This window comes from Shewanella sp. SM69, from assembly GCF_025653985.1.
GTDB lineage: Bacteria > Pseudomonadota > Gammaproteobacteria > Enterobacterales > Shewanellaceae > Shewanella > Shewanella oncorhynchi.
This window is the reverse complement of sequence record NZ_JAKKRV010000002.1, coordinates 377,408-403,916: the sequence shown is the minus strand read 5'-3', so window position 1 is coordinate 403,916 and position 26,509 is coordinate 377,408. Positions and strand designations below refer to the sequence as shown.

Genomic DNA, 26,509 nt, shown 5'->3' with positions numbered 1-26,509 from the left:
TCGTGAAGCGTAATGTGGGTTATTTTATCTCAATGATGCTGCTTTACAATTACTTAACTAACATGTCAGCATAGTAAGCCTAGAAAGTAGCCACTCCATTGAGGAAGTATGGACTTTATTGAAGTATACCCTAATGCGTTGCCGAATGACTTGTGTGACCGTCTCATTCTGGCATTTGAGCAACATGCTGGCGTTGTTGATGGACAAACGGGCAATGGCGTCGATCTGGAGAAGAAGATCAGCCGCGATTTGACCTTAGATAGTTTCGTCGACCTGCAGCCCATCAGAAACGAACTCTTAGGTTATACCTTAAAGGGCGCAGTAGATTATTTTACAAAATATTCAATGGCATTAATGGGTGCGGTTGCTGTGTCAGTGAGTGATGAGCAGGGCCAACCTGTAACACTAACTCCGACTAATTTTGCGACGCTGGGTGCGCCTAGGGCCGATGGCTTAGTGAAGTATTTGTATCGCAGTGGCAGTATTAATATTCAAAAGTATCAGCAAAATAAAGGCGGTTATCCCCATTGGCATTCGGAGCAATTCCCGCAGAATGGCCACAATGAAGCTCTGCATCGCGTCGTGCTCTATATGTTTTATTTAAATGATGTGGAAGAGGGCGGCGAAACCGAATTCTATTATCAACAGCGTAAAATCTCCCCTAAAAAAGGCACTATGGTGATAGCGCCTGCGGGATTTACTCATTCACATCGGGGGAATAAACCTGTGAGTGGTGACAAATATATTGCCACTTCTTGGATCATGTTTAATCGAGCCGAACAGCTATATGCGGTGATTGCATGATAGTATCCCAGTTTCTTACACTGGGATACTGATCCTAAAGAGGGCCCCTTCTAAGCGACTTTCTTCAATTTTTAAGCTGCCACCGTAGCTGTGAACGATTTCATCACAGACAGCTAATCCGATCCCTTGCCCTGGGGACTGAGTATCGGCACGCACGCCACGTTGGATAATCTTCTGTCTTAAGCTTTCTTCAACACCTGGGCCATCATCTTCAACAATGAGTTCAAACTCACCTTGTGAGTTAATTTTAGCCGATACATGCACTTGGCTGATACACAAGCGGAAAGCGTTTTCCATTAGGTTGCCACACAGTTCCATCAAGTCGCCCTTGTTGCCAGGGAACATTAAGGCGGGAGGAATGTTTGCTGAGAACTGCACTTGCTTGTCGCGATAAATTTTAAACAACATTTGCGCTAATTGGTCGACTAAGGGCGCAATCACCGTTTGTTCTTGCTTCAGGCCTTGGCGGCCTAACATAGCTCGTTTTAATTGATATTTGACCAGCTGATCCATCTGGCTGACTTGTTCCATGATCTTTTCGCTCGCCGATTGTTTACTCAAACTGGCGTCATCTGTAATGGCATGCACGGCGGCTAAGCGGGTTTTAAGACTGTGTGCCAAGTCATTCATCGCATTTTGATAGCGCTGTTGTTGGGCACTCGATTGTTGCAACATCTGGTTGAGTGCTTGCGTTACGCCTTCAAGTTCAACAGGATAGCCCTCAGAAAGTGATTTACTCTTACCTTGGTTAATTGATTGCAGTTCATTTTGCATCCGTACCAAGGGACGCATGCCCCAATAGGCGGCGCTGACCAATAGAATTAAGGCTAAGGCCAATACCATGGCTAAACGAATATAAGTACGTTTACTGAATTTACTGTATTCCTGCTCCAGTTTGGCGGCATCTTTCATGACGAGGAGGTTGTAATGCACACTGGCAATTTCTACCGCGAGCAAATAGACGAAATATCCTCTGTCGTCAGCCATGGTGAGGTAGTAGGGCGGGGAGTCGTTACGGATTTCGTTAAAACGCTCACAGGTATCAAATAAGCCACGATCTACTGCGAGGGATGAGGTCCAAACCTGCTTAAATTTGTCATCGCAGCTCGCTATCACATAACGCTCTTGTTTATTATTTTCTTCCAGCCAAGCACTGGTATCGGGGATAAGATCGTGCTCCCGTAATTCGGCGGCGACTTGGGGAATTTCGGCAATGAGTTGGGCCGTTTCTTCGTTATAACTATTTTGCGCATGCAGAATATTAACCATCCATGCGAGACCAAAACCCACTAAGGTAATAATTGATAGCGAGGTGAGAAACATCCGTGTCAGCAGACGTTTCTTGAATTTTAATCTTAATTGCATGGCAGGTTAAATTTATATCCTTGGCCGCGGATGGTCACTATGGGGGTATCGATACCATCGCGGGTCAGTTTTTTACGCAAGCGGCTGACCATAACTTCAATCGTATTGGGATCGCCTTCCTTATCACCATAAATCACATCGAGTAAACGTTGCTTGGCGACAACCTCATGACAATGGCGCATCAAATATTCGAGGATTAAATATTCAAAGGCAGTGACCTCCATGACTTCGTCACCCAGAGTGACTTGTTTGGCGGCGAGATCGAGTTTCAATTCTCCACTGCAAATCACGGGTTTAACAAAACCTGCGCTACGGCGCACTAAGGCATCAAGCCTTGCGACAAGCTCTTCTTTTTGAAAGGGTTTCACTAAGTAGTCATCGGCTCCGGCGTTTAGGCCTTCAACTTTATCCTGCCAATTAACTCGTGCCGTGAGAATTAATATCGGTGCTTTAAGACCCGCTTCACGGAGTTGTTGAATTAAGCTAATACCATCTTGATCGGGTAGCCCTAAATCGACAATGGCGACATCGATGGGATAATTAGTGGCTTGATAAAAACCTTCTTTGGCAGTCAGTGCCACTTGAACTTGATTGCCGAGATCGCTTAATTGCACTTTTAAGTGGTGGGATAAAATAGGATCGTCTTCAACAACCAAAATTCTCATAATATAATGCCTTAAAGTGTATGAGCTAAAGCTTTAGCAAACTAGTCTACGCAAAATCACACTGATAACCAAATAGAGGATCAGCATATCTTAGTTGAACTTAACCTTTGCTGACCGAGTTGAACTTGTGGTCAAAATAAGTACTAATTAATTGTTGAATAAGACGGTTTTGCCGTTAAAGTGTTAGCGTATCGGGGAATTTCCCCAAGGCGATTTTTGTTTTCTGATCCGCAAAATGCCGTTGCCACACATAATCGCGCCTAAGGTAAATAACATCACCGCCATCATGATAAAAGACAATCTCAACCAAGGCATTTCTTGCGCTAATCGCAGATGTACCGCTTCAATGGTTGTGACGCCCCATACGGCAAAGACACTTATAAATAATAAAATTTGTAATAAACGAAGTAAGTAAACTGAGTTAAAAAATAAGACCAAAGGCGCAAGTGCAAAAGGAATAGCAAAGTTAATTTGTTCGTAACGTACGAAGTGGGCACTCAATAACCAGCATGCAATCAGGATCCAAAGACTTCTCCACCACATTTATACCCCTCCCATTAAACGTATTAAAATAGTAAACATAATGTATCTAAAAACAAACTTCCGTACTATTGGTGCGTTCACATTTTGCTAACAATAGACATGTTAACTGTATTGCGTTCAAACAAAAACGCCCAACACTGAAGCTGGGCGTCATTTTGGTCTTTGTGAGGTTTAGTTCGATTTATCTAAATGATGAACTTGCTCATCAAAACTTCTAGCAACTTTACCCGCTTGAGTGTTGTTAAACACTTGCTCGTTAAATTCGCCCTCTGATTTAGCAATAATTACAGTTGCTACGCAATCACCTGTGACGTTTACAGCAGTACGTACCATGTCGAGTAAGCGATCGACACCGATAATCAGGGCAATCCCTTCCACTGGCAAGCCAACTTGATTTAACACCATGGCCAGCATGATAAGTCCGACACCTGGAACACCCGCTGTACCAATTGATGCTAACGTGGCAGTCACAACGACAACGGCATAATCGGTTAGTGAGAGCTCAATGCCAAAAACCTGCGCAATAAACACAGTGGCAACGCCTTGCATGATTGCTGTGCCATCCATATTAATGGTAGCGCCTAACGGTAGCGTAAAAGCGGCGATTTTATTATCCACACCTAATCTATGTTCAGACGCTTCTATGGTAATGGGTAAAGTGGCATTTGAACTGGCGGTTGAAAAAGCAAACAACTGCACATCGCGCATTTTACGAATAAATATTAAGGGATTGAGGCCTGAGAAAAGTTTTAGAAGTGTAGGGTAAACAACAAACGCATGGATCAGTAATACACCTAAGACCACGAAGAAATATTTAACCACACTACCAAAGGTCTCTAAACCGAGTGTTAATGCAAGTTTTGCCATCAGCGCAAATACACCATAGGGCGCGAGTTGCATTATCAGTGTCACGACACGCATGATGACTTCATTTAAATCTTCAAACAACGCCGCAATACGTTTACCTCTCTCACCAATATGGGCAATAGCAAAGCCAAAAATCACCGCAAAAATAATAATTTGCAGCATATTACCTTCGCTCAATGCCTGCATCGGATTAGTGGGCACTATGTTTATCAGCACATCAGCAAGACTTGGGGCTTCTTTTGCGACGTACTCCATTTTTTCTGACGCCAGTGAGGCGTTTCCAGGATGTATAAGGACTGCGCTGACAATCGCAATCACTAAGGCAATGGCGGTTGTGAATAAATAGAAGGCGAGGGTTTTCCCCCCTAAGCGGCCTAATTTTGAAGGTTCACTCAGTGAGCAAGTTCCGCAAACTAATGAAATAAAGACTAAAGGAACGACTAACATTTTTAAGCTGGAGATGAAGATAGTACCGATAACATGCAAGAAACCTTCGGTAATATAATCTTTTACTATATCGCTTTCTGGAAAGGCATTACGAAGAAAGAGGCCTAAAGCAATACCTGTTCCCATACCGATCAGAATTTTACTTGTAAGGCCGAGTTTATTTTTTATAGAAATTGCCATAGAGAGTCCTGTGTGTTTTTTATACATTCTATTTTTTGGCGCTCACAAGACTAGCAAGAAAATCGTGAAGATGAAATGACAATTAATGTTAAAGTATTTATCAGATTTGCGAAATAAAATAAGATAGTTACGGGAAAGTTGCGTGAAAATTGTGTAATGTTAGCCTATAAGTAATAAGCGTCTCGCTTAGGTATTATCATCAGAGTAACAGGGAGCCTGACAATGAAGTCAGCGTATAAGGTTTTTCTCGCAGGATTGTGTTCGCTTTTATTATCAGCATGTGGTGGTGGAGGCAGTATCTCTGATGATGGTTCCGGTACTCCGCCGACGCCAAGTGTCGTCACTGTCACTCTGAGTATTACTAATACGGATATTTCTGCTTTAGCACCTGCCACAGTATCAGCTAAAGTTGTTGATTCGAAACTCGGTTCCTTGGCTGGTGAATTAGTTACTTTTACTCTGAGTAATTCTAATATTGGGTCTTTTGATCCTAGTACGGCAACGGCATTAACGAATACCGAAGGTGTTGCTACTATTATTTTAAATACAGCAACTATTGCGGGTGCAGGTACTGTCACTGGCAAAGTTGATACTGGGGAGTCTGGGAAAATTGGTTTTGTGATGAAAGGTGATGGCGGTGAAGCGGGTGGAGGTGCACAAGTTAATTTAGCCTTAACTGATATTACAGGCTTACCTATTCAAACTATTACATCCTTAAATCCAGGTAAGTTAACTGCTACTATCACCGGCATTAATAAACCCACGATAGTGACCTTTGACAATGATATTGGGGACCTTCCTATCAAAACTGCTGTAACAAATAGTCAGGGAAAGGCTAGTGTTGATATTTATGCTGGTAATACGTTAGGTGCAGGAACTATCGTTGCCTCTTTAGCTAGTGGTGAAAAAGGTAATACAGTAGTGGTGGTTGGTGCTACAAATGTAGTCATGGGTAGTGGAAGTCCTTTTGTTGCTGGTAAAGCAAATGTTAGTTCAAGTGATTTAACTGCAGGTGGCACCGCGACTATTTCTGTCGTTATCCAGGACGATCAAGGTAAGCCTTTTACCCAACCTGTGGATGTTAAGTTTTCATCGGCCTGTTCAACTAAATCATCACCAGAAGCCATAATAAGTTCACCCGTACCCTCTGTGAATGGCGTAGCTACAACGACTTACCTTGCAAAGGGCTGCGTTGGAGATGATCCTATTAATGTTACTGCTAACGCAGGTGGATTAAATCTTTCAGCTACGGGCACTATTAAAGTACTTCCTGCTAACGTGGGAAGCATTATATTTATGTCTGCGACACCGCAAAATATCGCCATTTTAGGTACAGGTGGCTCAGAATCTTCTGAAGTTAAATTTAAGGTACTTGACACAAATAGTAATCCGGTAAGTAACCAGTTAGTTAACTTTAGTTTGAACACTACGACGGGAGGCATAGTGCTTGACCCATCAAGTGCAACGACTAACAATCAAGGCATTGTTCAGACAGTTGTAAGAACAGGGACTGTTGCTACTTCGGTAAGAGTAACAGGCACTATTGCTGGCTCTTCGCCAGTTATTTCAAGTCAATCAAGTCAGCTCATCATCTCGACAGGGATACCCGATCAAGACAGTTTTTCACTTTCTGCAACAGTACTCAATGCGGAAGGTTGGAACGTTGATGGCACCAAAGTGACCGTTACTGCACGCCTAGCCGATGCATTCAATAACCCTGTTCCAGATGGCACAACAGTATCTTTTACCACTGAAGGTGGCTCTATTGAAGATGCTTGTCAGACTGTTAAAGGTACATGTAGTGTTGTTTGGACGAGTCAGTTAACTAGGCCTGAAGGGCAGTCTCTTATTGACGCAACAGGCGCATTAATTCGCAATCCTATTGCGATACTTGCGCCTAATTTAGGTAATTATTATGGCCAGAAATATGGTGGTCGAGCAACTATTACTGCAACTGCGATTGGCGAAGAATCCTTCCCAGATATTAACGGCAATGGCCGCTTTGATTCTTCTGAAGCAACAGCATTTTTAACTCAAAAGGATGTAAGTGGTAAGCCATTTGATTTGGATGATGCTTTCAATGATTATAATGAAGATGGCATTTTTAATCCTCAGCAAGCGGGTGGACAAATTGGTGGGGAATTAGAAGAGTTAATTGATTTTAATTCTAATGGTGTTTTTGATATAAAAGATAGTAAATATAACGGTGTACTCTGCTCTGAGCCAGCACATGCTGCTTGTGCTGATGGTATTACAGATTCAAAATCACTATATGTGAGAGGCAGTTTAGTGATTGTCATGTCAGGAAGTACTGCTTATGCGACTCCGATTGCTGATGTGCTTATCGACGATAGTTACAGCATCAGCAAAGACCAACGTATTGACTTAATAGGTAAAGATGCCGCTACTGTTTATTTCACTATATCTGACTTACATAACCAACAAATGCCTGCTGGTAGTATTGTTAGATTTAAAGCAAGCGCAGGTTCTGTTGCTAGTAGTGCTCAATATATTTGGCCAAGTAGTAACTATAACGCGGGACGTGAGTTTAGTGTGACACTGAAAGGTGAAGAGCAACCTAATGCAGGTACTCTTATTGTTGAGGTTGAAACCCCTAATGGGTCAGTGACTCAGGTTCTATCTATTCCGATTAGAATCAGCTAGTTTTAAGGACCTTATCCAAATAAAAAGAGCATCTAAGGTGCTCTTTTTCTATTGTAGGTCTGTCGAATTTTATAATGATGTAGTTCAAAAAGTTAGGAATAATTCCTAACGCTGGAACTGATACACGCTACCTAGTTTCATGATCTGTGTCAGTTCATCCAGAGCTGTTCGAGATTCGATGATTAGCTGAGGGTCTGCAAGATCTTGGGTGGTTAATCTGTCTCGATAATGTTTGTCTACCCAAAGGTTTAAACGAGTAAATAAAGCATTATTCATCAGAGTGTGTTGATTTACCGCTGCGACTTCCACTTCATTCATGGCGACACGTAAACGAAGACAGGCAGGGCCGCCACCGTTTTGCATGCTTTGTTTTACGTCGAAATAAAGCACTTGCTTAATCGGTGTGTTTAACGTGAGTAATTCGTTCAAATAGGCAAATACCGCGGGATTTTCTTGGCAATCTGTTGGGGCAATAATCGCCATTTCACCGGATGGCAATGTAATAATTTGAGTATTGAATAAATAGCTTTTGACTGCGTCGTTAATTGCTACTTTCGCGGTTGGCACTTCAATGAAATACAGCTCAGTGTCGAGTTTACGTTTAATTTCATCGATCTTATTCTGGGTATTTAAGAAGGCTTGTTCGTGGTAGAACAGGACATTTTGATTACCTACTGCGATAACATCGTTATGGAATACACCTTGATCAATCACATCAGGATTCTGTTGGATGAAGACGCAATTATCGTCTTCCAGCTGATGTAAGCGTGCGACTGCCATCGACGCTTCTAAGGTTTGTCTTGCTGGATATTTTTGCGGTTTAGGTGCATTGGGATTAGTGGCTTCTTGTCCATAAACAAACAGCTCAACACCAGCATGGCCGTATTCATTGCAGAGACGAGTGTGGTTTGCGGCACCTTCATCACCGAAGCTATTATGCTCAGGTAAGTGACTATGGTGATGAAAATAGTGGGGATCACTGAAAGTTGCTGTTAATATGCGCCCCGTTGTCAAAGGCTCGATGCTGCGATGCAGTTTGTCGACTAAATTTGCTGGGGTGAAATGCAGTTTGCCGTCACGTGTATCTGCACTTGGTGAGACGGTAGCGGCATTGGCTGTCCACATACTGGAAGCACTGCAACAGGCATTAAGTAACATAGGCGCTTCTTTTGCCGCTTGTTTTAATACATTAGCATCAGAGCCGGAAAATCCAATTCGGCGCAATGTATAGAGATCTGGGCGCTCTTGAGGAGCTAATATTCCTTGAACCATGCCCATATCGGCTAGTGCTTTGGCTTTTTGGAGTCCTTGTTTTGCTGCAGCTTTGGGGTTGGAAACTAAGGCGGCATTGCTAAGTGAGGCTACATTGCCAAAAGACAACCCTGCGTAATTGTGTGTTGGTCCAACGAGTCCATCAAAATTCGCTTCAAAGTGCTTCATTGCTTATCCTTGTGATAGGGAAAGTTATTATTTGTTCATATGGTCCCTGAGGGAACCCAGTATACTGAAGCTTTTCGAGTGCACAAGCGGACGGTTTTGTGCTCAAAGCGACTTTTTCACGATAAATGCATAACTATTTCTTGCTTGCTGGCAAATAATGAAATATTAGTTTTTAATTACGCATATTATATTTTTACATTTTTTCAACTTTGATTAAAAAGTGACTCGCTGGTACATATAAAAGAGGGATTAACTTGAAACTATCAGTACAACCCTCTATATATGGTGCCAATTTCCACCTTCTTGAGATTTTTTGGCGCAAATTAAACTATGGGTAAATCGCTAGTTATTGTCGAATCACCGGCCAAAGCTAAGACTATTAATAAATATCTTGGCAAAGAATTCATCGTTAAATCGAGCGTAGGTCACATCCGTGATCTGCCGACATCATCGACTTCAGAAGGCAATGAAAAGGTTAAATCCGCTGCCGAAGTTAAGAAGATGTCGCCAGAAGAAAAAGCTCAATATAAAAAGGTGAAAGATCAGCAAGCGCTAGTGTCTCGTATGGGCGTAAACCCTGAAAAGGGCTGGGCGGCTAAGTACCAAATTTTGCCGGGTAAAGAAAAAGTCGTTAAAGAGTTACAGGCACTTGCCGATTCTGCTGACCAAATCTATCTCGCAACCGACTTAGACCGTGAGGGAGAAGCTATCGCCTGGCATTTGCAAGAGGTGATTGGTGGTGATCCTTCACGGTATCAACGTGTTGTTTTCAACGAAATTACTAAGTCTGCGATTCAAGATGCTTTTAGTAAACCGTCGACACTCGACACTAACATGGTTAATGCCCAACAAGCGCGCCGCTTCTTAGACAGAGTTGTCGGTTTTATGGTGTCGCCGCTGCTGTGGAAAAAAGTCGCTCGCGGTTTATCCGCTGGGCGAGTGCAGTCGGTTGCCGTGCGTTTAGTGGTTGAACGCGAAAGCGAAATCAAAGCCTTTGTGCCTGAAGAATTTTGGGATGTACACGCAGAGCTCAATACGCCCGCTCAAGAAGCTTTGCGGATGGAAGTGGTTAAGCATCTAGATGCTGCCTTTAATCCTATCAATGAACAGCAAGCGATGGCTGCGGTTCAAGCGTTATCTGCGGCAAGTTTTACTGTGCTGGCCCGCGAAGATAAAGCGACTCAAAGTAAACCATCGGCTCCCTTTATTACGTCGACACTGCAACAGGCCGCGAGTACACGCTTAGGTTTTGGTGTGAAGAAGACCATGATGATGGCGCAGCGACTTTACGAAGCCGGTCATATCACTTATATGCGTACCGACTCGACCAATTTGAGTCAAGAAGCCGTTGAAAACTTGCGCGATATGATTGCCAAAGAATTTGGTGATAAGTATCTACCCGCCGAACCGATTCGATACGGATCAAAAGAAGGCGCACAAGAGGCTCACGAAGCGATTCGTCCATCGAACGTTCAAGTGCAAGCAGCGACCTTATCTGACATGGAACGTGACGCTCAGCGCTTATATGAGCTTATTTGGCGCCAGTTTGTCTCATGTCAAATGACACCTGCACAATATGATGCCACTAAGTTGACAGTAAAAGCGGGTGACTATGAGCTCAAGGCTACTGGACGTACTTTACGTTTTGATGGTTGGACTCGCGTACAAACAGCGCTTAAGAAGAAAAACGAAGAAGACAATACGTTACCATTCGTGGCACAGGGCGATGTATTAGCATTAAAAGAATTGCAGCCTAAACAACATTTTACTAAGCCGCCAGCACGATACAGCGAAGCCTCTTTAGTTAAAGAATTAGAAAAACGCGGTATTGGCCGCCCATCAACCTACGCAACCATCATTTCAACGATTCAAGATCGTGGTTATGTAAAAGTCGAAAATCGTCGTTTCTATGCCGAAAAAATGGGTGAAATTGTCAGCGAACGATTGGTGAGCAGTTTTGCTGATTTGATGAGCTATGACTTTACCGCCAGCATGGAGCAAACATTAGATGATGTGGCTCGGGGCGAGTTAGACTGGAAAAAAGTACTCGATGGTTTCTATGCTGACTTTATTAAGCAATTAGAAAAAGCGGAGCTGGATCCCGAAGAAGGTGGCATGCGTCTTAACCAAATGGTGATGACGGATATCAAGTGCCCAACTTGTGGTCGTCCTATGGGGATCCGTACGGGAACGACTGGGGTTTTCCTTGGTTGCTCTGGTTATGAATTACCCCCTAAAGAACGCTGTAAGACGACGATGAACCTCACGCCTGGCGTTGAGGCGATTAGCGAAAACAGTGAAGATGCCGAAACAGATGCACTGCGTGCGAAGCACCGTTGTAGTATTTGTGGCACGGCAATGGACAGTTATCTGATCGATGAGAAGCGTAAGTTACACGTCTGCGGTAACAATCCAATCTGTGAAGGCTATGAAGTCGAAGAAGGCCAATTCAAGATCAAAGGCTATGAAGGTCCACTGATTGAGTGTGATCGCTGTGGTCACGATATGGAACTGAAAAATGGTCGTTTTGGTAAGTACTTTGGCTGTACCAATGAAGAGTGTAAGAATACCCGTAAATTACTGAAAAATGGTGAGGCGGCGCCGCCAAAAGAAGATCCTATTTATTTACCCGAACTGAAATGCAGTAAATCGGATGCCCATTTCGTATTACGTGATGGTGCTGCGGGTATCTTCTTAGCGGCCAGTACTTTCCCTAAATCACGTGAAACCCGTGCGCCTCTGGTTGAGGAGCTGGTTCAATACCGCGAGCTGCTGTGGCCTAAGTATCAGTATTTAGCGGATGCGCCAGTCACTGATGATGAAGGCAATAAGGCTGCGGTGAAGTTTAGCCGTAAGACGAAAGAGCAATACGTTGCAACTGAAGTCGATGGTAAAGCCACGGGTTGGTCTGCGCATTACGTCAATGGTAAGTGGGTGAGTGAATCTACCAAGAAGGCCAAGAAAGGCGCATAGCGACGGATTAAGCTAGCTTAACGCTAAGAGAACAACAAAAAGCCAAGTCATATTTGACTTGGCTTTTTTGTTTGCGTTTTTTCGATATTAATTTGTTGCTATAGATAATAATTCAAACATGTTGAGTACTTTACGTACAGATACAAACTGACTAACAATGACGCGATAGCATGAGTGGCAAATGTGTCGCTAATTCAACTTAACGGTAAGCAAATAGAGACTGATCACCATTTCTTTTTAGGTTGAAACAGCATATCGATATCATCTTCTTCATTTTTAGGTCTAGGCGCACTGGGCTCAGATTGTTTCTGTGCACCCATAATTTCATCAAGTAATTGTTTAGCCTCATCGACTTTACGCCCAATGAAGGGATCATTAGGCGTTTGTGCCTTAATGGCGTGTAATGTTGATAGGGCTTTGGTTACCATTTGTTTTGATGAGCCATATTGCTTCATAAAGCTGGCCGCGCGGGCACGAGAAAGCATAGAATCGACATTAATTCTGAGCTGTAAACTGTCGATGCGGCTTTCTTCTTGAGCAAAAATGCTCGGATCAACTTTACCTTTATTATGCTCGGCTCTGAGTATCGCCTTTAATTTTTTTAAGGTTTGAACAAGCGCTAAAATTTGCTTGTCATTATCGGGTAGTCTGAAATTCTCAATTGGAGGAGTTTGAGGTTGTCCAGACTGTAAGCTTGTTATTTGATTATTGATATCGGCTAAGCGGCGTTGGTAGTCTGACTGTTGTTGGCCATTACTGATCGCTGTTGCAGATTGCAAGGCATCTTGTACACGCCGGTACAAAACCAACACTATATTCGTGCTACAAGGCATCATTCCTGTGTTTGATAACACAGTTTCAGTTTCATCGATAATTGCTCTTTGACGGGCAAATTCAATGCGACGCTCAGCCTCTACACGTTCTTTTTGTTGCTGTAATACGTTAATTCCGATAACAAGCAGTAAAAGCGCACCGATGAGGATCAGAACCAAGGTGAATGACATAGATGTTCCATTATTTATCCAATTGAGCTAATGCTACAATAAATCAATAAACTAGCATAGTTATCTTAGCCTAGGTTATCATTTCTGTCGTATGAATCTGTAGACTTGTGCTCTATATTCCTATTTGCTTTAATTTTTACTATATACTATAACGATTGATTATAGCTGAGAGTGCTTTGAGGGCTCAGTTGTTAATGGCATTTTGCGTGTTTGAGACAAGGAAATAAGATGAAACTGCAACAACTCAGGTATATTGCTGAGGTCGTAAAACATAACCTCAATGTATCGGCGACAGCTGAAAACTTGTATACCTCTCAACCTGGGATCAGTAAACAAGTTCGTATGCTTGAAGATGAGTTGGGGATCCAAATATTTGGTCGTAGCGGTAAGCATTTAACCCATGTCACACCTGCGGGTTTGCAAGTGATCAGCATTGCCAATGATATTTTAGGTAAAGTTGAAAGTATCAAAAAAGTGTCTGAAGAATATACTAAGCCAGATCAAGGTGAGTTAAATATTTCCACAACAGATACTCAGGCACGCTATGCATTACCGACGATAATTCGTCAGTTTATTGATCGCTATCCTAAAGTGAACTTGCATATGCACCAAGGGACACCGTCGCAGATCAGCGAACAGGCGGCTCGCGGTGATGCAGATTTTGCCATTGCGACCGAAGCAATGCATTTATATTCAGATCTGATAATGTTGCCTTGTTACCACTGGAACCGCTCTATCGTTGTGCCCAAAGACCATCCTCTTGCGACCCGCAATCAAGGCAACTTGATTAGTATCGAAGATTTAGCCCGTTTCCCCTTAGTGACCTATGTCTTTGGTTTTGACCGTGCTTCTGAAATTGAAAAAGCGTTCAATCGGGCCAATTTAGAGCCGCGTGTTGTCTTTAGTGCGACCAGTGCCGATGTGCTTAAAACCTATGTTCGTTTAGGATTAGGTGTGGGCGTCATCGCGTCTATGGCCATTGATCCAAATGTTGATAAAGATTTAGTCGCTATTGATGCTGGTCATTTGTTTGCCCACAGTACGACTAAAATTGGTTTTAGGAAGGGCAGTTTCTTGCGCAGTTATATGTATGATTTTATTCAGCACTTTGCGCCGCATTTAACCCGTGATGTGGTGGAGAAAGCTGTAGCATTACGGGATCAACAGCTCATAGATGAAATGTTTGCCGATAAAAATCTGCCAATGCGTTAACTTGGATGATTTACAAACATAAAAATGCCGCTAATAAAAGCGGCATTTTTATGGGTTTAGCGATTAAGATAAATCGACTTTATCCATCTCGAGTTGCGCAAGGGCAATAACTGCTTGAGTGCGGTTACGAACGCCAAGTTTTCTAAATATGGCGGTAGCGTGCGCCTTGATGGTCGCCTCAGATACGCCAAGATCGTAGGCTATTTGTTTATTTAATAAACCTTCGGCAAACATCTGCAACACTTTATATTGTTGCGGCGTGAGATCGGATAACTTGCTGGCCATTTTATCAATGGCATCGTCATTGATAGCAATAATCTCAGTGCCTTTAGGCAACCAAATATCACCGAATAACACCGCACTTAGCGCCTCTTTTAGGGTTTCCATTGAAGCTGATTTAGGGATAAAACCACTGCTGCCATAATGAATCGCACGGCTAATGGTATTGATATCCTCGTGGGCTGAAATCACCACAACGGGTAACTCAGGATAATGTGAGCGTAGGTGGATAAGTGTGGAGTAGCCGTGGGACCCCGGCATCTGCAGATCTAACAGTACAAGATCGTAATCGACGCTTCGAACATCCAATACAGATTGCAGTGCGTCAGCACTGTCGGCTTCAAACCACTGTGCATGCTCGAAAGCGCTGGTCAGCGCTTGACGTAGTGCATTTCTGAACAATGGATGATCGTCTGCGATAATAATATTTAAGTTTTCTAGCTTCATGGCTTTTATGATTATGTTCGGTGCGCGTGAAGATTGAACTCAATGTAACAGAAAAGTAATCAAGGAACCTATTGCTTTATTCAGGAATAAGGACAAAATTTTGATATGTTTCTGGTTGTTAGACTTTGGTCGGTGTTTTACAGGGAAAAAGATGGACAGTATAGTTTCAATTGAAAGCCCGAAAGTACGGGCTAACCTATACTTTAAAATCGTCTAAAAACTACCCATATGTCCACACTTTTGTGGGATTTCGTTGTTCGTCAACCGCAACAAAGGTGAACACACCACGTATGGCATGCTCTCGATGGTCTTGATACATGTCTTCGACATAGATGTTGACTTCAACTTTTAATGACGTATTACCTACATGGATCACACGAGCGATGAGTTCTGCTAGTGTGCCAGCTGGGATAGGCTTTTTAAAATCAATTCTATCGGAACTCACTGTGACTAAGGTTTTACGGCAGAAACGAGTTGCCGCAATAAAGGCTGTTTCATCCATCCACGCTAAAGCTTCACCACCAAATAACGTATTGTGATGGTTGGTGATTGAGGGAAATACTGCTTTAATCACACGCGCTTCTGAGGAATCAATTCGAGTTTGAATCGCGTCAGGAAAAGGTGTTTCAGCGGCTTCGATTCGTGAGGTATTTTCGGTGTTTGTGGACATGGGGGTAAGCGACATACAGCAACCTAAGGTAATGCAGCAAAATAAGCTCGAATTATAAAGATTTATGGTGGTTAAAGATAGAAAACTACAGGCTTTAAGGTGCAGTAGGCATATGACTGAGGATAATGTCATGCTTCCAATAAAAAACCGAAATGAGATCGGTTTTTTATTGGACGATTTATTCTACTTCAGATTTATTTGGTTAACAGTGCTTTTCTTTCGCGGGAAGCCGCTGCGAGCTTACGTAGCAGAATTTCAGAGTCGTCCCAATGTAAGCAGGCGTCTGTGATACTTTGGCCATAACAGAGTGGCTGGCCTTCAACGACTTTTTGATTACCTTCTTGTAAGAAGCTTTCAGCCATAATACCTGCGATGGCAGTGCTGCCAGCACGCATTTGAGTCATAATTTCATCGGCGACCATCAGTTGTTTGAGATGGTTCTTCTCACTGTTTCCGTGGCTGAAATCGATAACCATACGTTGAGTTACCCCAACAGATGCAAGCTGTTGACGCGCTTCTTCGATATCTTGTGCGTGATAATTAGGTTTTTTGCCACCACGTAGGATGATATGGCCAAACGGGTTGCCGTGGGTGCGATAGACCGCCATAGCGCCATCTTTATCCGGTGAATAGAAAACATGTGGCACTTGTGCGGCACGCACTGCATCAACGGCAATATTGATGTTCCCATCAGTACCATTTTTAAAACCAACGGGGCAAGACAGTGCTGAAGCCATTTCTCGGTGGACTTGGCTTTCCGTGGTGCGCGCACCAATCGCACCCCAAGTGATGAGATCCGCTATGTACTGACCGTTCACCATATCTAAAAATTCGGTGGCGATAGGTAATTTTAATTCAGTGATTTGTTGCAGCAATTCGCGGGCAATGCGTAAACCTTTGTTTGGCTCGAAACTGCCATCGAGATCGGGATCTGAAATTAATCCTTTCCAACCGACAATTGTGCGGGGTTTTTCAAAATAGACGCGCATTAAGATACACAAGTCATCTTTCAATTCTTGGTGTAACGCGGCTAAGCGTTGAGCATAATCTAATGCCGCTTTAGTATCGTGGATTGAGCATGGGCCTATGATCACCAATAGACGTTGGTCTTCACCCATAATGATGGCTTCGACTTCACGACGTTGCTGAACCAGATAATCGGCTGCATCTTGAGTTAATGGGAACTCAGATGCCAGTTGCGCAGGTGAGATGACTTTTGCTAATAAGGAAGTGCGTAGTTCGTCTGTTTTTATGGTCATTCAAAATACCGAGCTTGCGTGCGGCGCTTTTCGCCAGATTGCCTCGGATTATAACGAATCGAACCGAGTTGCACAGTGCCAATTGCGTTAATTGTCGGCAACTGTGCAATGAATTTGATTTAAGTTAGTTTCTTTTAGACTAAATTCACTCGGTTTCTTTTGCTGATTTTGGCTTATTAGGATTAGAACATATGCCGTTCTAGGCCCGTGACATCTAATATTTTAGTGGCAATTTCTTCCACGGAATGATTAGTGGTGTCTATGTAAGGAATGCGTTCTCGTTTAAACAGCATTTCAACTTCTTTGACTTCTAAGCGGCACTGTTTGAGCGATGAGTAGCGGCTATTCTCCATGCGACTCTGACGGATTTCATGTAAACGCACGGGATCAATCGTCAAACCAAACAGTTTTTTCTTATTGCGTTTCAGTGCTTCAGGTAACTTAAGGTTATCCATATCATCTTCGGTGAAAGGGTAGTTTGCCGCTTTTATGCCGAACTGCATTGATAAATACAGGCTCGATGGCGTTTTGCCACAGCGAGAGACCCCAAGTAAAACCAGATCGGCTTGATCCATATGTTTCATGGTCTGGCCATCATCGTTATCCATGGCGAAATTAATGGCATCAATACGCGCTTCATAGCCGTGATTCGCTTTTCCATGGGTTCTATGTACAACTGGAGAGGCAGAAACACCTAAATGTTGTTCGAGTGGGGCCACAAAAGTATTCAAAAAATCATAATCAACCCCTTCACTCGAGTAGATGATGTCGCGGATCTCGGCTTTTACGATGGAATGGAATACTAACGGCCGCTCACCTGTTGTAATAAAACAATCATTAATTTGTCGCTTAACTTGCTCCGCTTTCGTCAATGTTTCGACAAATGGAATCGTAAGTGACTCAAATTCTAATGGAAATTGCGAGAGAACCGCATGACCAAAAACTTCAGCTGTGATCGCTGTCCCGTCGGAGATATAGAATACTTTTGGTGCCATACTGACCTCTTGTAGTAATAAAATTACAAATAAAATTATAGATTTACGCGTGTTCGACAGGAGTGTAAAATGCCGCTGCCCTCGTGTGAAGGGGCCACTGAAATAAACTTGCGGAGATAGAACTGTGCAGCAATACGTACTCTGGTATCAAGAATTAGGCATGGGTGACGTCAACTTGGTTGGCGGTAAAAATGCTTCTCTAGGCGAGATGATCAGCAATCTGGCCAATGCCGGTGTTCAAGTACCTGGCGGATTTGCGACAACTTCCCATGCGTTCAACGAGTTCCTTGAACAAAGCGGAGTTAACCAGAAGATTTATGACATTCTAGCCACACTGGATGTAGATGATGTCAATGCGCTGGCTAAAGTAGGTGCACAGATCAGACAGTGGGTTATCGACACTCCATTTCAACCAGCATTAGAGCAAGCGATTCGTGAAGCTTACGATAAACTTGCCGCTGAAACTAGCGAAGCGTCATTCGCGGTACGTTCTTCTGCAACAGCTGAAGATATGCCAGATGCCTCTTTTGCAGGTCAGCAAGAAACCTTCTTAAACGTGAAAGGATTTGAATCCGTACTGACAGCGATCAAGCATGTGTACGCTTCACTCTTTAACGATCGCGCTATTTCCTACCGTGTGCATCAAGGTTATGAGCACCACGGTGTTGCCTTGTCTGCTGGCGTACAACGCATGGTTCGTTCAGATAAAGCGGCTTCAGGTGTGATGTTCACTATGGACACTGAATCTGGCAATAACGATGTGGTGTTTATCACTTCATCTTTTGGTCTGGGTGAAATGGTTGTTCAAGGCGCGGTAAACCCAGATGAATTTTATGTTCATAAACCTATTTTAGCCTTAGGTCACAAGGCTGTTGTGCGCCGTAATATCGGTAGCAAGCTCATCCAAATGGTGTATTCAGATGATGCTGCTCACGGCAAACAAGTCAAAATTGAAGACGTGACTGCTGACAAACGTCGTCAATTCTCTATCAATGACGCTGAAGTTGAAGAATTAGCCAAACAAGCCATGGTGATCGAAAAACATTACGGTCGTCCAATGGACATCGAATGGGCAAAAGACGGCAACGATGGCAAATTGTATATCGTTCAAGCGCGTCCAGAAACGGTTCGTAGCCGTGAAGATGTGCAATTGATTGAACGTTATCACTTAAAGAGCCGTGGCGCTGTGATCTGTGAAGGTCGCGCTATCGGTCATAAAGTGGGTACTGGTGTAGCCAAAGTATTAACCTCAATCGCCGATATGGATCAAATCCAACCTGGTGATGTGTTAGTGACAGACATGACAGATCCTGATTGGGAACCTATCATGAAGCGCGCAAGTGCTATCGTCACAAACCGTGGCGGTCGTACCTGTCATGCGGCAATTATCGCCCGCGAATTAGGTGTGCCAGCGGTGGTGGGTTGTGGTGACGTGACTGACCGTATCAAGAATGGTCAAATCGTGACTGTTTCTTGCGCCGAAGGTGACACTGGCTTTATCTACGAAGGTAAACAAGAGTTTGAAGTGATTTCAAACCGTGTTGACTCTCTGCCTGCATTGCCAATGAAAATCATGATGAACGTGGGTAACCCTGATCGTGCATTTGATTTTGCCCGTTTGCCAAACGAAGGTGTGGGTCTAGCGCGTTTAGAATTCATCATCAACCGTATGATTGGTATTCATCCGAAAGCACTGCTCGAATTCAATCAACAGGATGCAGCGCTGCAAACTGAAATCAACGAAATGATTGCTGGTTACGAATCACCTGTTGAGTTCTATATTGCCCGTCTGGTTGAAGGTATTGCGACTATCGGTTCAGCTTTCTATCCGAAGAAAGTGATCGTACGTATGTCAGACTTTAAGTCTAACGAATACGCAAACTTGGTTGGTGGTGACAGATACGAGCCAGAAGAAGAGAACCCAATGCTGGGCTTCCGCGGTGCGAGCCGTTATATCTCTGAATCCTTCCGTGACTGTTTTGCCCTTGAGTGTGAAGCGATCAAACGCGTTCGTAATGACATGGGTCTGAAAAACGTTGAAGTCATGATCCCATTCGTTCGCACAGTGAAAGAAGCTGAGCAAGTGGTCGGCCTGCTCAAAGAGCAAGGTTTAGAGCGTGGTAAAGACGGTTTACGTGTCATCATGATGTGTGAAGTGCCTTCAAACGCCCTGTTAGCAGACCAATTCCTTGAGCATTTCGATGGCTTCTCTATCGGCTCAAACGATTTAACTCAGCTGACACTCGGCCTTGACCGTGATTCAGGTATCATTAGCCATTTATTCGATGAGCGTGATGAAGCCGTTAAAATGCTACTTTCATTAGCGATTAAAGCGGCTAAAGCGAAGGGCGCTTACATAGGAATTTGTGGTCAAGGTCCTTCAGATCACGCTGATTTTGCCGCTTGGTTGGTAGAACAAGGCATAGATACAGTGTCATTAAACCCTGATACTGTGATTGATACTTGGTTGTATTTAGCCGAAGCGCACGGTTGATCTAGATAGTAATTTTATAAACTTGTTAAAAAAGCCGCTTTTTAGCGGCTTTTTTTTGTTTATAATGGCGCCATAACGATAATTGACAGAAGCCATCTATGCTACCCCTGCTATCACATCAACAAACATTAGAGCCAGTGTATTTGGCATACCTTGATGCACTGGAGCAAAGTGAGTATTCCGGTGATATAGACAAACGTTACAGCGCCCGTTTAGTGCAAGCAACGGACAACTCTGTATATCAATTTTTGCCTCAAGCTGTGTTATATCCTAAAAATCAGCAGGATATCCAAATTGCATTGACACTGGCAGCTACGGACGCATTTCGCAGCGTGACCTTCAGTGCGCGGGGCGGTGGTACGGGCACCAACGGACAATCACTGACCCATGGTTTGATTTTGGATGTGTCGCGTTACATGAACCGTGTTCTCGAAGTGAATGCTGAGCAAGGTTGGGTTCGAGTCGAAGCTGGCGTGATTAAAGATGCGCTTAACGATGCATTGCGTCCCCATGGATTCTTTTTTAGTCCCGATTTATCCACTTCAAACCGCGCCACGATTGGCGGCATGATCAATACCGATGCCTCGGGTGCGGGCTCACTGGTCTATGGTAAGACGTCAGATCACGTGCTGGCGCTGTGCAGTGTGCTGATCGATGGCAGTGTGCTGGATACGCATCCCCTAGATGCGGGACTACTGTGTAACCCCGATAATGTCAGTGATAATCCGCTGGGGCAGAAATTGATTTCTGCTGTGGCGGCGGTCTGCCGTGAAAAGCGTACTCAGATTGAAAACCAATTTCCTAAGCTCAATCGTTTCCTCACTGGCTATGACTTAAAACACGTGTGGAACGACAACCTGACGCAATTCGATTTATCACGAATTCTGACTGGCTCAGAGGGCACGCTTGCGGTGATAACCGAAGCCAAACTTAATCTCACCCCGCTGCCGACTGAGCGCGCTATGGTAAACATTAAGTACGATTCGTTCCAATCGGCATTGCGTCATGCGCCATCCTTAGTTGCCGCGCGGGCGACTGTGGTCGAAACCGTCGATTCAAAAGTGCTTAACTTAGCCCGTAAAGATATTGTCTGGCATTCGGTGGCTGATCTTATCCAAGAAGTGCCTGGTAAAGTTATTGATGGCCTCAATATGGTCGAATTTGCAGGTGACACGGTCGAAGTTGAGCAAAAGCTCGCGAGTTTGGAAGCTGTGTTAACTGAGCAGATCAGCAAAGGCGAGTGCGGTGTATTGGGTTACCAAGTGACGCAAGATAAGCCGAGTATCGAAAAAATTTACGGCATGCGTAAAAAAGCCGTTGGCTTACTCGGCGCCACTAAAGGTCGCCGTAAGCCCATCGCCTTTGCAGAAGATACTGCGGTACCGCCCGAAAAACTCGCCGATTACATTATGGAGTTTCGCGCGTTACTCGACGGGCATAATCTGCAATACGGTATGTTCGGCCATGTGGATGCGGGCGTGTTGCATGTTCGTCCAGCGCTCGATATGTGCGATGTTGAAGATGAAAAATTACTGCGAGTCATTTCTGATCAAGTCGCGGCACTGACGCTTAAATACGGCGGCCTAATGTGGGGCGAACACGGTAAAGGTGTGCGCGGTGAATACGGTCCAGCTGTCTTTGGTGATGAACTTTTCGGTGTATTGCAAGATATCAAAGGTTTGTTCGACCCTGATAATCGACTAAACCCCGGCAAGCTGGTGGCGCCTAAGCATACTGGCGCCCTCTATTACGATGTTGACAGTGCTAAGCGCGGTCAGTTTGATCGACAAATCCCCGTTGATGTGCGTGATGCGTTCCCCGATGTGATGAATTGTAACGGTAATGGCCTGTGTTTTAATTACAGTAGCTATTCGCCCATGTGCCCATCGTTTAAGGTGACGGGTGACAGAGTGCAGTCACCTAAGGGGCGTGCAGGGCTCATGAGAGAGTGGCTAAGACTGCTTGAGGCTGAAGGGGTTGATGTTAATGCCCTCGCAAAAGCGAAACCTTTTGGTATATTGCAGCGCATACAAAATACCATCAATGCCAAACGTGATTATGATTACTCCCACGAAGTGATGGAATCGCTTAAGGGCTGTTTAGCCTGTAAAGCCTGCTCTGGACAATGTCCGGTTAAAGTGGATGTGCCTAAGTTTAGGGCGCAGTTCTTCAATATTTACTATCAACGCTATTTAAGACCCGCGAAAGACTATCTCGTTGCCGGGATTGAAGATAGCTTGCCATTGATGGCTGCGGCACCGCGTCTCACTAACTTTGTTGCACAAAATCCATTGAGCCAATGGGTGATTAAACAGGCGATTGGTTATGTGGATGCGCCTGCGTTATCTGTGCCGACTTTGAAGCAAAGACTCGATGGTCATGCAAGCCGTGGTTACGACTTAGCTGCGTTGCAAGCGATTCCTGAAGAGAAGCGCTCACAGTTTGTGTTGGTGGTACAAGATCCTTTTAACAGTTTCTATGACTCAGGTCTTGTGCTGCGCTTTATCCAATTGATAGAAAAACTCGGCTTAAAGCCGGTGTTATTGCCCTACAAACCCAATGGTAAGCCAACACATATCAAGGGATTTTTAGATAAGTTTGCTAAAACGGCGCAGTCGAGTGCAGACTTTTTGAACCAAGTCCATAAACTGGGCATGCCCATGGTCGGCATCGATCCTGCCTTAGTCTTGTGTTATCGCGATGAATACCGTGAAGTCTTAGGGGCTAATCGCGGTAATTTTGAGGTCAAGTTAGCCAACGAATGGCTACTGAATGTCATCAAAGATTTACCTGCAAAAGCTGCGCAAGATAAGCAATATACTTGGTTTAGTCATTGTACCGAATCGACGGCCAAGCCAAATACCGCCAATGAGTGGACTAAAATCTTTGCCCATTTTGGCGCTAAGTTAACCGCAGTCAATTTAGGTTGTTGTGGTATGGCGGGAACCTATGGTCATGAGGCAGAAAACCTCGAGCGCTCTAAAGCCTTGTTTGATATGTCTTGGCAGCAAACGCTAGCGAAAATTGAGCAGCCGCAAGTGTTAGTGTCTGGTTATTCGTGCCGTAGTCAGGTAAAACGTTTTGCCGGATACAAGCCAAAGCATCCACTTGAGGCCTTACTCGAGTTAGCAAATATTTAATAGTGTTTATGCCGTTTTGATTGCGCTAGTCAGATCGTCATTATCCTCACTGGTATATCCCAGTGTTGAATGTCACACTAAAGCCAGCCGCAAGGCTGGTTTTTTTATGGATGATGGAGGCCTAGATGGAAAAGATGACTGACAGTATTCAACACACGCTCAAACAATTCGCCGCCGATAGTAGGCTAATCTCGGTTGCACCATTGTGCAGTGAAGCCCCATTGTTTGACATTAACGCCTTGGGTGATTGGACCTATCTAGGCACATCGCTGCCAGCAAAGTTTGCTAAGTTGTTCGCCAGTATTTTGCATTGCATCGATGATGAGTATTTCTTAATTACCCCAGTGGAGAAGGTGCGAGTGCGGGTTGAAGATGCCCCCTTACTGATTGTCGATTTCGAGCGAGCGCAACCCCATTCGCTGCTCAATGTAAGAACCAGCATTGAAACACAGCACCACAAAGTCGATATAAAACAGATGAAGCTCACCGATGACAGTGTTTATTTGCCGCTTGAGCGCGGTTTATGGGGCAAATTAGGTCGGGCCTGTTACTATAATTTTGTGAATGAATTCAATTTATCTGATCTAGATGAGGAATGAGCTCGTAGGTTAATCGCATAATTTGCTGTGGTCTAAGCTAGTTTATTATGGGTTAAGTGGTAGTATTAAAACTAACTCTGGGTTCCTATGATGGCGTGCAGAGTAAGTGAAAACGCGTTAAACCTTTGCTGTAGGAGGTGCTGTTTGAATCGTCATGAAAGCTTAGGCTATCTTGTATCCCACTTAAATATCGAGCTGCAAAATGAGCTTGATCTGCATCTTAAGCGATATCAACTCGATATAAAACTGTGGCCTGTGCTGTTTGCTTTGTGGCAAGAAGAGGGCATAAGCCAAACTGAATTGTCTAAGCGTTGCGATGTGGCAAATTACACTATGACGCGCTTACTCGATCAGTTGCAGGTGCAAGGTCTTATTACTCGCCATCAAGAAGTCGATAATCGGCGTGCCTTCCAAATCTTTTTGACCGATGAAGCCAAAGCATTAGAGCAAGATCTTATCTGCGAAGCTGAGCGGGTCAATGAAAAATTTCTGTCAAATTTAAGTGAAGATGAACAACAGACATTCATTTTACTATTAAATAAAATCAACCGTTTGGCTTGAAATTTTGAATCTAATGGGTATGGAGGAAAACTGTGGTTTAGCCGTTTTTACTTCTATCTGTATGTGGTTATCTAAATCATGTTCCCAGTTTAATCCCATCCACTATGCCTCACTCTGCGGGATTAAACTGGTTTGATTAATTTAAGTAAAGTGCAAAGACGCAAAGCAGACTTACGGCTATCACTGAGTGCTGTAAATAACGCCGGCTGGCTAATAAATTCTCTTTGCCTTGTTTTAGGCTAGCGACGAGTCTATGTTGCTTATAAATTCGGCACATTAACTCATCGGTTTGGGGATCGATAAGCAGTTCAAACTTGCAAGGTGCGCCATCTTTAAGCTGAATGGTATGCTCGCTTTGAGGTTTAAAGTTAAGCTTGTGCGACACCATCTGCCCATTAACGAAGACCCGCTCTAAACCACTCCAATTGCTGGCTTGCAGTTCTACGACATCTTGGTTGAGATCATATTTGAAACGGATCATAGCGCTATCCTGTGCTGGGACCTGATAGACTAATTCAAGCAGACAAATATGACGTTTTCCAGCGTGATTAAATGAATATTCTGTGTCGAAATTAAAAGCGCGGCTAAACCATGAGCTTAGTGATAGATTAAATTTTAGATAACAAAAAAGCGACCAGAGGTCGCTTTTTTCAATATTTGACGGGCATAAAAAATAATAAACGCGTAGAAAAATTACTGCTTAGCGGCTTCGATAATGGCTTTCGCCATTTCATCAGCCACGGCGCCGGTTGTACGGTTCTGCGCATCGGCTTGGCTGAATATTTTCAGCAGCGTGTTGTAAATTTCTTCTACTTTAGCCGTCGATTTTGCTGCGTCGTAATCTTTTTCGAACGACACGTTGATAATGCCGCCTGCGTTAATCACATAGTCTGGCGCGTACAGTATGCCCATTTCTTTCAGTTGTTCACCGTGGCGTACTTCGGCTAATTGGTTGTTGGCACAGCCAGCAACAATTTTGGCTTTTAGTTGCGGTAAGGTTGCATCGTTTAAGGTTGCGCCAAGGGCACAAGGGGCATACACATCCACATCTTGCGCGTAGATTTCTTGAGGCGCGACAACAATGGCACCAAAGTCGGTAGCGACTTTGTCTAATGAGGCTTGATGAATGTCAGTAACAATCAGTTCTGCGCCTTCGTTATGCAAGTGTTTGCACAGGTAATAGCCAACGTGACCGACGCCTTGAACGGCGATTTTAAGGCCTTTAAGGCTGTCTAAACCAAGTCTATGTTTAACTGCAGCTTTGATGCCTAAATAAGTGCCAAGGGCTGTGAACGGTGATGGATCGCCACTTTTACCTTCAAGACCCGCCATATAAGGGGTTTCTTCATGGGCGATCATAATATCAGCCGTAGTAGTGCCAACATCTTCCGCTGAATAGTAGCGGCCACCTAGGCTGTTAATCAAACGGCCAAAGGCACGGAACAGCGCTTCGCGATCTTGTCTTTTCGGATCGGCAATGATCACGGATTTACCACCGCCCATGGTTAAACCTGCTAGGGCATTTTTATAAGTCATGCCACGAGAGAGGCGTAATACGTCAGTCAGGGCTTCATCATCCGATTGGTAATTCCACATCCGGCATCCACCCACGGCAGGGCCTAGGTTGGTGTTATGGATGGCGACAATGGCCTTTAAGCCACTTTCTTTATCATGACAGAATACAACCTGTTCATGTTCGTCAAAGGATACATGATTAAATACAGCCATGTGAATTTCTCCGCTATACACAATGAAAAAGCCGACGAGGTGAGCCTCTATCGACTGCTTGTTATATTTATTGCAGAACCATAGCATTTAGCGATACTCTCAACCATGCATAATGACCGAATAAATACATTATTTGTGGCAATTTAGCTTTCCACTTTACGTAAACGTAAGCT

20 protein-coding genes are annotated in these 26,509 nt (G+C 44.0%); 8 read left to right on the top strand and 12 right to left on the bottom strand.

From position 1 onward, the window contains the following. Positions 1–108: 108 nt before the first annotated feature. Positions 109–804 (top strand): 2OG-Fe(II) oxygenase, encoded by a 696-nt coding sequence (locus L5M37_RS05095; RefSeq protein ID WP_173244477.1) that lies wholly within the window; start codon positions 109–111, stop codon positions 802–804. A gap of 15 nt (positions 805–819) precedes the next feature. Here the strand turns inward: L5M37_RS05095 and L5M37_RS05090 are convergent, their stop codons facing one another. The 4 genes from L5M37_RS05090 to L5M37_RS05075 form a co-directional block, all read right to left on the bottom strand. After that, positions 820–2,169 carry a sensor histidine kinase gene (locus L5M37_RS05090; RefSeq protein ID WP_263199629.1) on the bottom strand — a complete coding sequence of 450 codons (1,350 nt, stop codon included), beginning with the start codon at positions 2,167–2,169 and terminating at the stop codon, positions 820–822. Continuing rightward, positions 2,160–2,834: a response regulator gene (locus L5M37_RS05085; RefSeq protein ID WP_219252121.1), complete on the bottom strand. Its 675-nt coding sequence runs from the start codon at positions 2,832–2,834 to the stop codon at positions 2,160–2,162. The genes L5M37_RS05090 and L5M37_RS05085 overlap by 10 nt, the downstream gene beginning before the upstream one ends. 183 nt (positions 2,835–3,017) lie before the next feature. After that, positions 3,018–3,377 carry a hypothetical protein gene (locus L5M37_RS05080; protein ID WP_028759715.1) on the bottom strand — a complete coding sequence of 120 codons (360 nt, stop codon included), beginning with the start codon at positions 3,375–3,377 and terminating at the stop codon, positions 3,018–3,020. A gap of 171 nt (positions 3,378–3,548) precedes the next feature. After that, positions 3,549–4,871 (bottom strand): dicarboxylate/amino acid:cation symporter, encoded by a 1,323-nt coding sequence (locus tag L5M37_RS05075; protein ID WP_173496825.1) that lies wholly within the window; start codon positions 4,869–4,871, stop codon positions 3,549–3,551. Positions 4,872–5,093: 222 nt separating this feature from the next. Between L5M37_RS05075 and L5M37_RS05070 the strand changes: the two genes are divergently transcribed. Next, positions 5,094–7,535, top strand: a complete 2,442-nt coding sequence (locus tag L5M37_RS05070) for a hypothetical protein (protein ID WP_263199627.1) — start codon at positions 5,094–5,096, stop codon at positions 7,533–7,535. 105 nt (positions 7,536–7,640) lie between these two features. Here the strand turns inward: L5M37_RS05070 and astB are convergent, their stop codons facing one another. Beyond that, entirely contained in the window at positions 7,641–8,975 is a 1,335-nt protein-coding gene (gene astB, locus L5M37_RS05065) for an N-succinylarginine dihydrolase (protein WP_263199625.1), read from the bottom strand. A gap of 330 nt (positions 8,976–9,305) precedes the next feature. Between astB and topA the strand changes: the two genes are divergently transcribed. Further along, positions 9,306–11,948 carry a type I DNA topoisomerase gene (gene topA / locus L5M37_RS05060; RefSeq protein ID WP_263199623.1) on the top strand — a complete coding sequence of 881 codons (2,643 nt, stop codon included), beginning with the start codon at positions 9,306–9,308 and terminating at the stop codon, positions 11,946–11,948. Positions 11,949–12,172: 224 nt separating this feature from the next. Here topA and zomB read toward each other — a convergent pair whose 3' ends face one another. Further along, positions 12,173–12,952: a flagellar motor control protein ZomB gene (gene zomB, locus L5M37_RS05055; RefSeq protein ID WP_028759720.1), complete on the bottom strand. Its 780-nt coding sequence runs from the start codon at positions 12,950–12,952 to the stop codon at positions 12,173–12,175. A gap of 228 nt (positions 12,953–13,180) precedes the next feature. On the opposite strand from zomB, the gene cysB reads away from it, so the two are divergent. After that, a complete protein-coding gene (gene cysB, locus L5M37_RS05050; protein ID WP_168825399.1) occupies positions 13,181–14,164 on the top strand; it encodes an HTH-type transcriptional regulator CysB in 984 nt (327 codons plus the stop codon). A 63-nt stretch (positions 14,165–14,227) separates the two neighbouring features. On the opposite strand, the gene L5M37_RS05045 is transcribed toward cysB, so the two are convergent. The 4 genes from L5M37_RS05045 to L5M37_RS05030 all read right to left on the bottom strand — a co-directional run bounded on the left by L5M37_RS05045 (position 14,228) and on the right by L5M37_RS05030 (position 17,814). Then, positions 14,228–14,890: a response regulator transcription factor gene (locus L5M37_RS05045; protein ID WP_028759722.1), complete on the bottom strand. Its 663-nt coding sequence runs from the start codon at positions 14,888–14,890 to the stop codon at positions 14,228–14,230. 220 nt (positions 14,891–15,110) lie between these two features. Then, positions 15,111–15,575 (bottom strand): acyl-CoA thioesterase, encoded by a 465-nt coding sequence (locus L5M37_RS05040; protein ID WP_168825401.1) that lies wholly within the window; start codon positions 15,573–15,575, stop codon positions 15,111–15,113. 179 nt (positions 15,576–15,754) lie between these two features. After that, positions 15,755–16,819, bottom strand: coding sequence for a 3-deoxy-7-phosphoheptulonate synthase (locus L5M37_RS05035; protein WP_028759724.1), 1,065 nt, complete (start codon positions 16,817–16,819; stop codon positions 15,755–15,757). 182 nt (positions 16,820–17,001) lie between these two features. Beyond that, on the bottom strand, positions 17,002–17,814 hold the full coding sequence (locus L5M37_RS05030; protein ID WP_028759725.1) for a pyruvate, water dikinase regulatory protein: 813 nt from the start codon (positions 17,812–17,814) through the stop codon (positions 17,002–17,004). Between the two features lie 124 nt (positions 17,815–17,938). On the opposite strand from L5M37_RS05030, the gene ppsA reads away from it, so the two are divergent. The 4 genes from ppsA to L5M37_RS05010 all read left to right on the top strand — a co-directional run bounded on the left by ppsA (position 17,939) and on the right by L5M37_RS05010 (position 24,608). Then, positions 17,939–20,308, top strand: a complete 2,370-nt coding sequence (gene ppsA / locus L5M37_RS05025; protein WP_028759726.1) for a phosphoenolpyruvate synthase — start codon at positions 17,939–17,941, stop codon at positions 20,306–20,308. 98 nt (positions 20,309–20,406) lie between these two features. Further along, positions 20,407–23,448 carry an FAD-binding and (Fe-S)-binding domain-containing protein gene (locus L5M37_RS05020; RefSeq protein ID WP_263199620.1) on the top strand — a complete coding sequence of 1,014 codons (3,042 nt, stop codon included), beginning with the start codon at positions 20,407–20,409 and terminating at the stop codon, positions 23,446–23,448. A 125-nt stretch (positions 23,449–23,573) separates the two neighbouring features. Then, positions 23,574–24,047 carry a DUF1285 domain-containing protein gene (locus L5M37_RS05015; protein ID WP_263199618.1) on the top strand — a complete coding sequence of 158 codons (474 nt, stop codon included), beginning with the start codon at positions 23,574–23,576 and terminating at the stop codon, positions 24,045–24,047. A 144-nt stretch (positions 24,048–24,191) separates the two neighbouring features. Then, positions 24,192–24,608: a MarR family winged helix-turn-helix transcriptional regulator gene (locus L5M37_RS05010; protein ID WP_028759729.1), complete on the top strand. Its 417-nt coding sequence runs from the start codon at positions 24,192–24,194 to the stop codon at positions 24,606–24,608. 136 nt (positions 24,609–24,744) lie between these two features. Here L5M37_RS05010 and L5M37_RS05005 read toward each other — a convergent pair whose 3' ends face one another. Further along, positions 24,745–25,089, bottom strand: coding sequence for a hypothetical protein (locus L5M37_RS05005; protein WP_011789104.1), 345 nt, complete (start codon positions 25,087–25,089; stop codon positions 24,745–24,747). A 212-nt stretch (positions 25,090–25,301) separates the two neighbouring features. Beyond that, positions 25,302–26,336 carry a Glu/Leu/Phe/Val dehydrogenase dimerization domain-containing protein gene (locus L5M37_RS05000; protein WP_028759730.1) on the bottom strand — a complete coding sequence of 345 codons (1,035 nt, stop codon included), beginning with the start codon at positions 26,334–26,336 and terminating at the stop codon, positions 25,302–25,304. Positions 26,337–26,509: the final 173 nt, after the last annotated feature.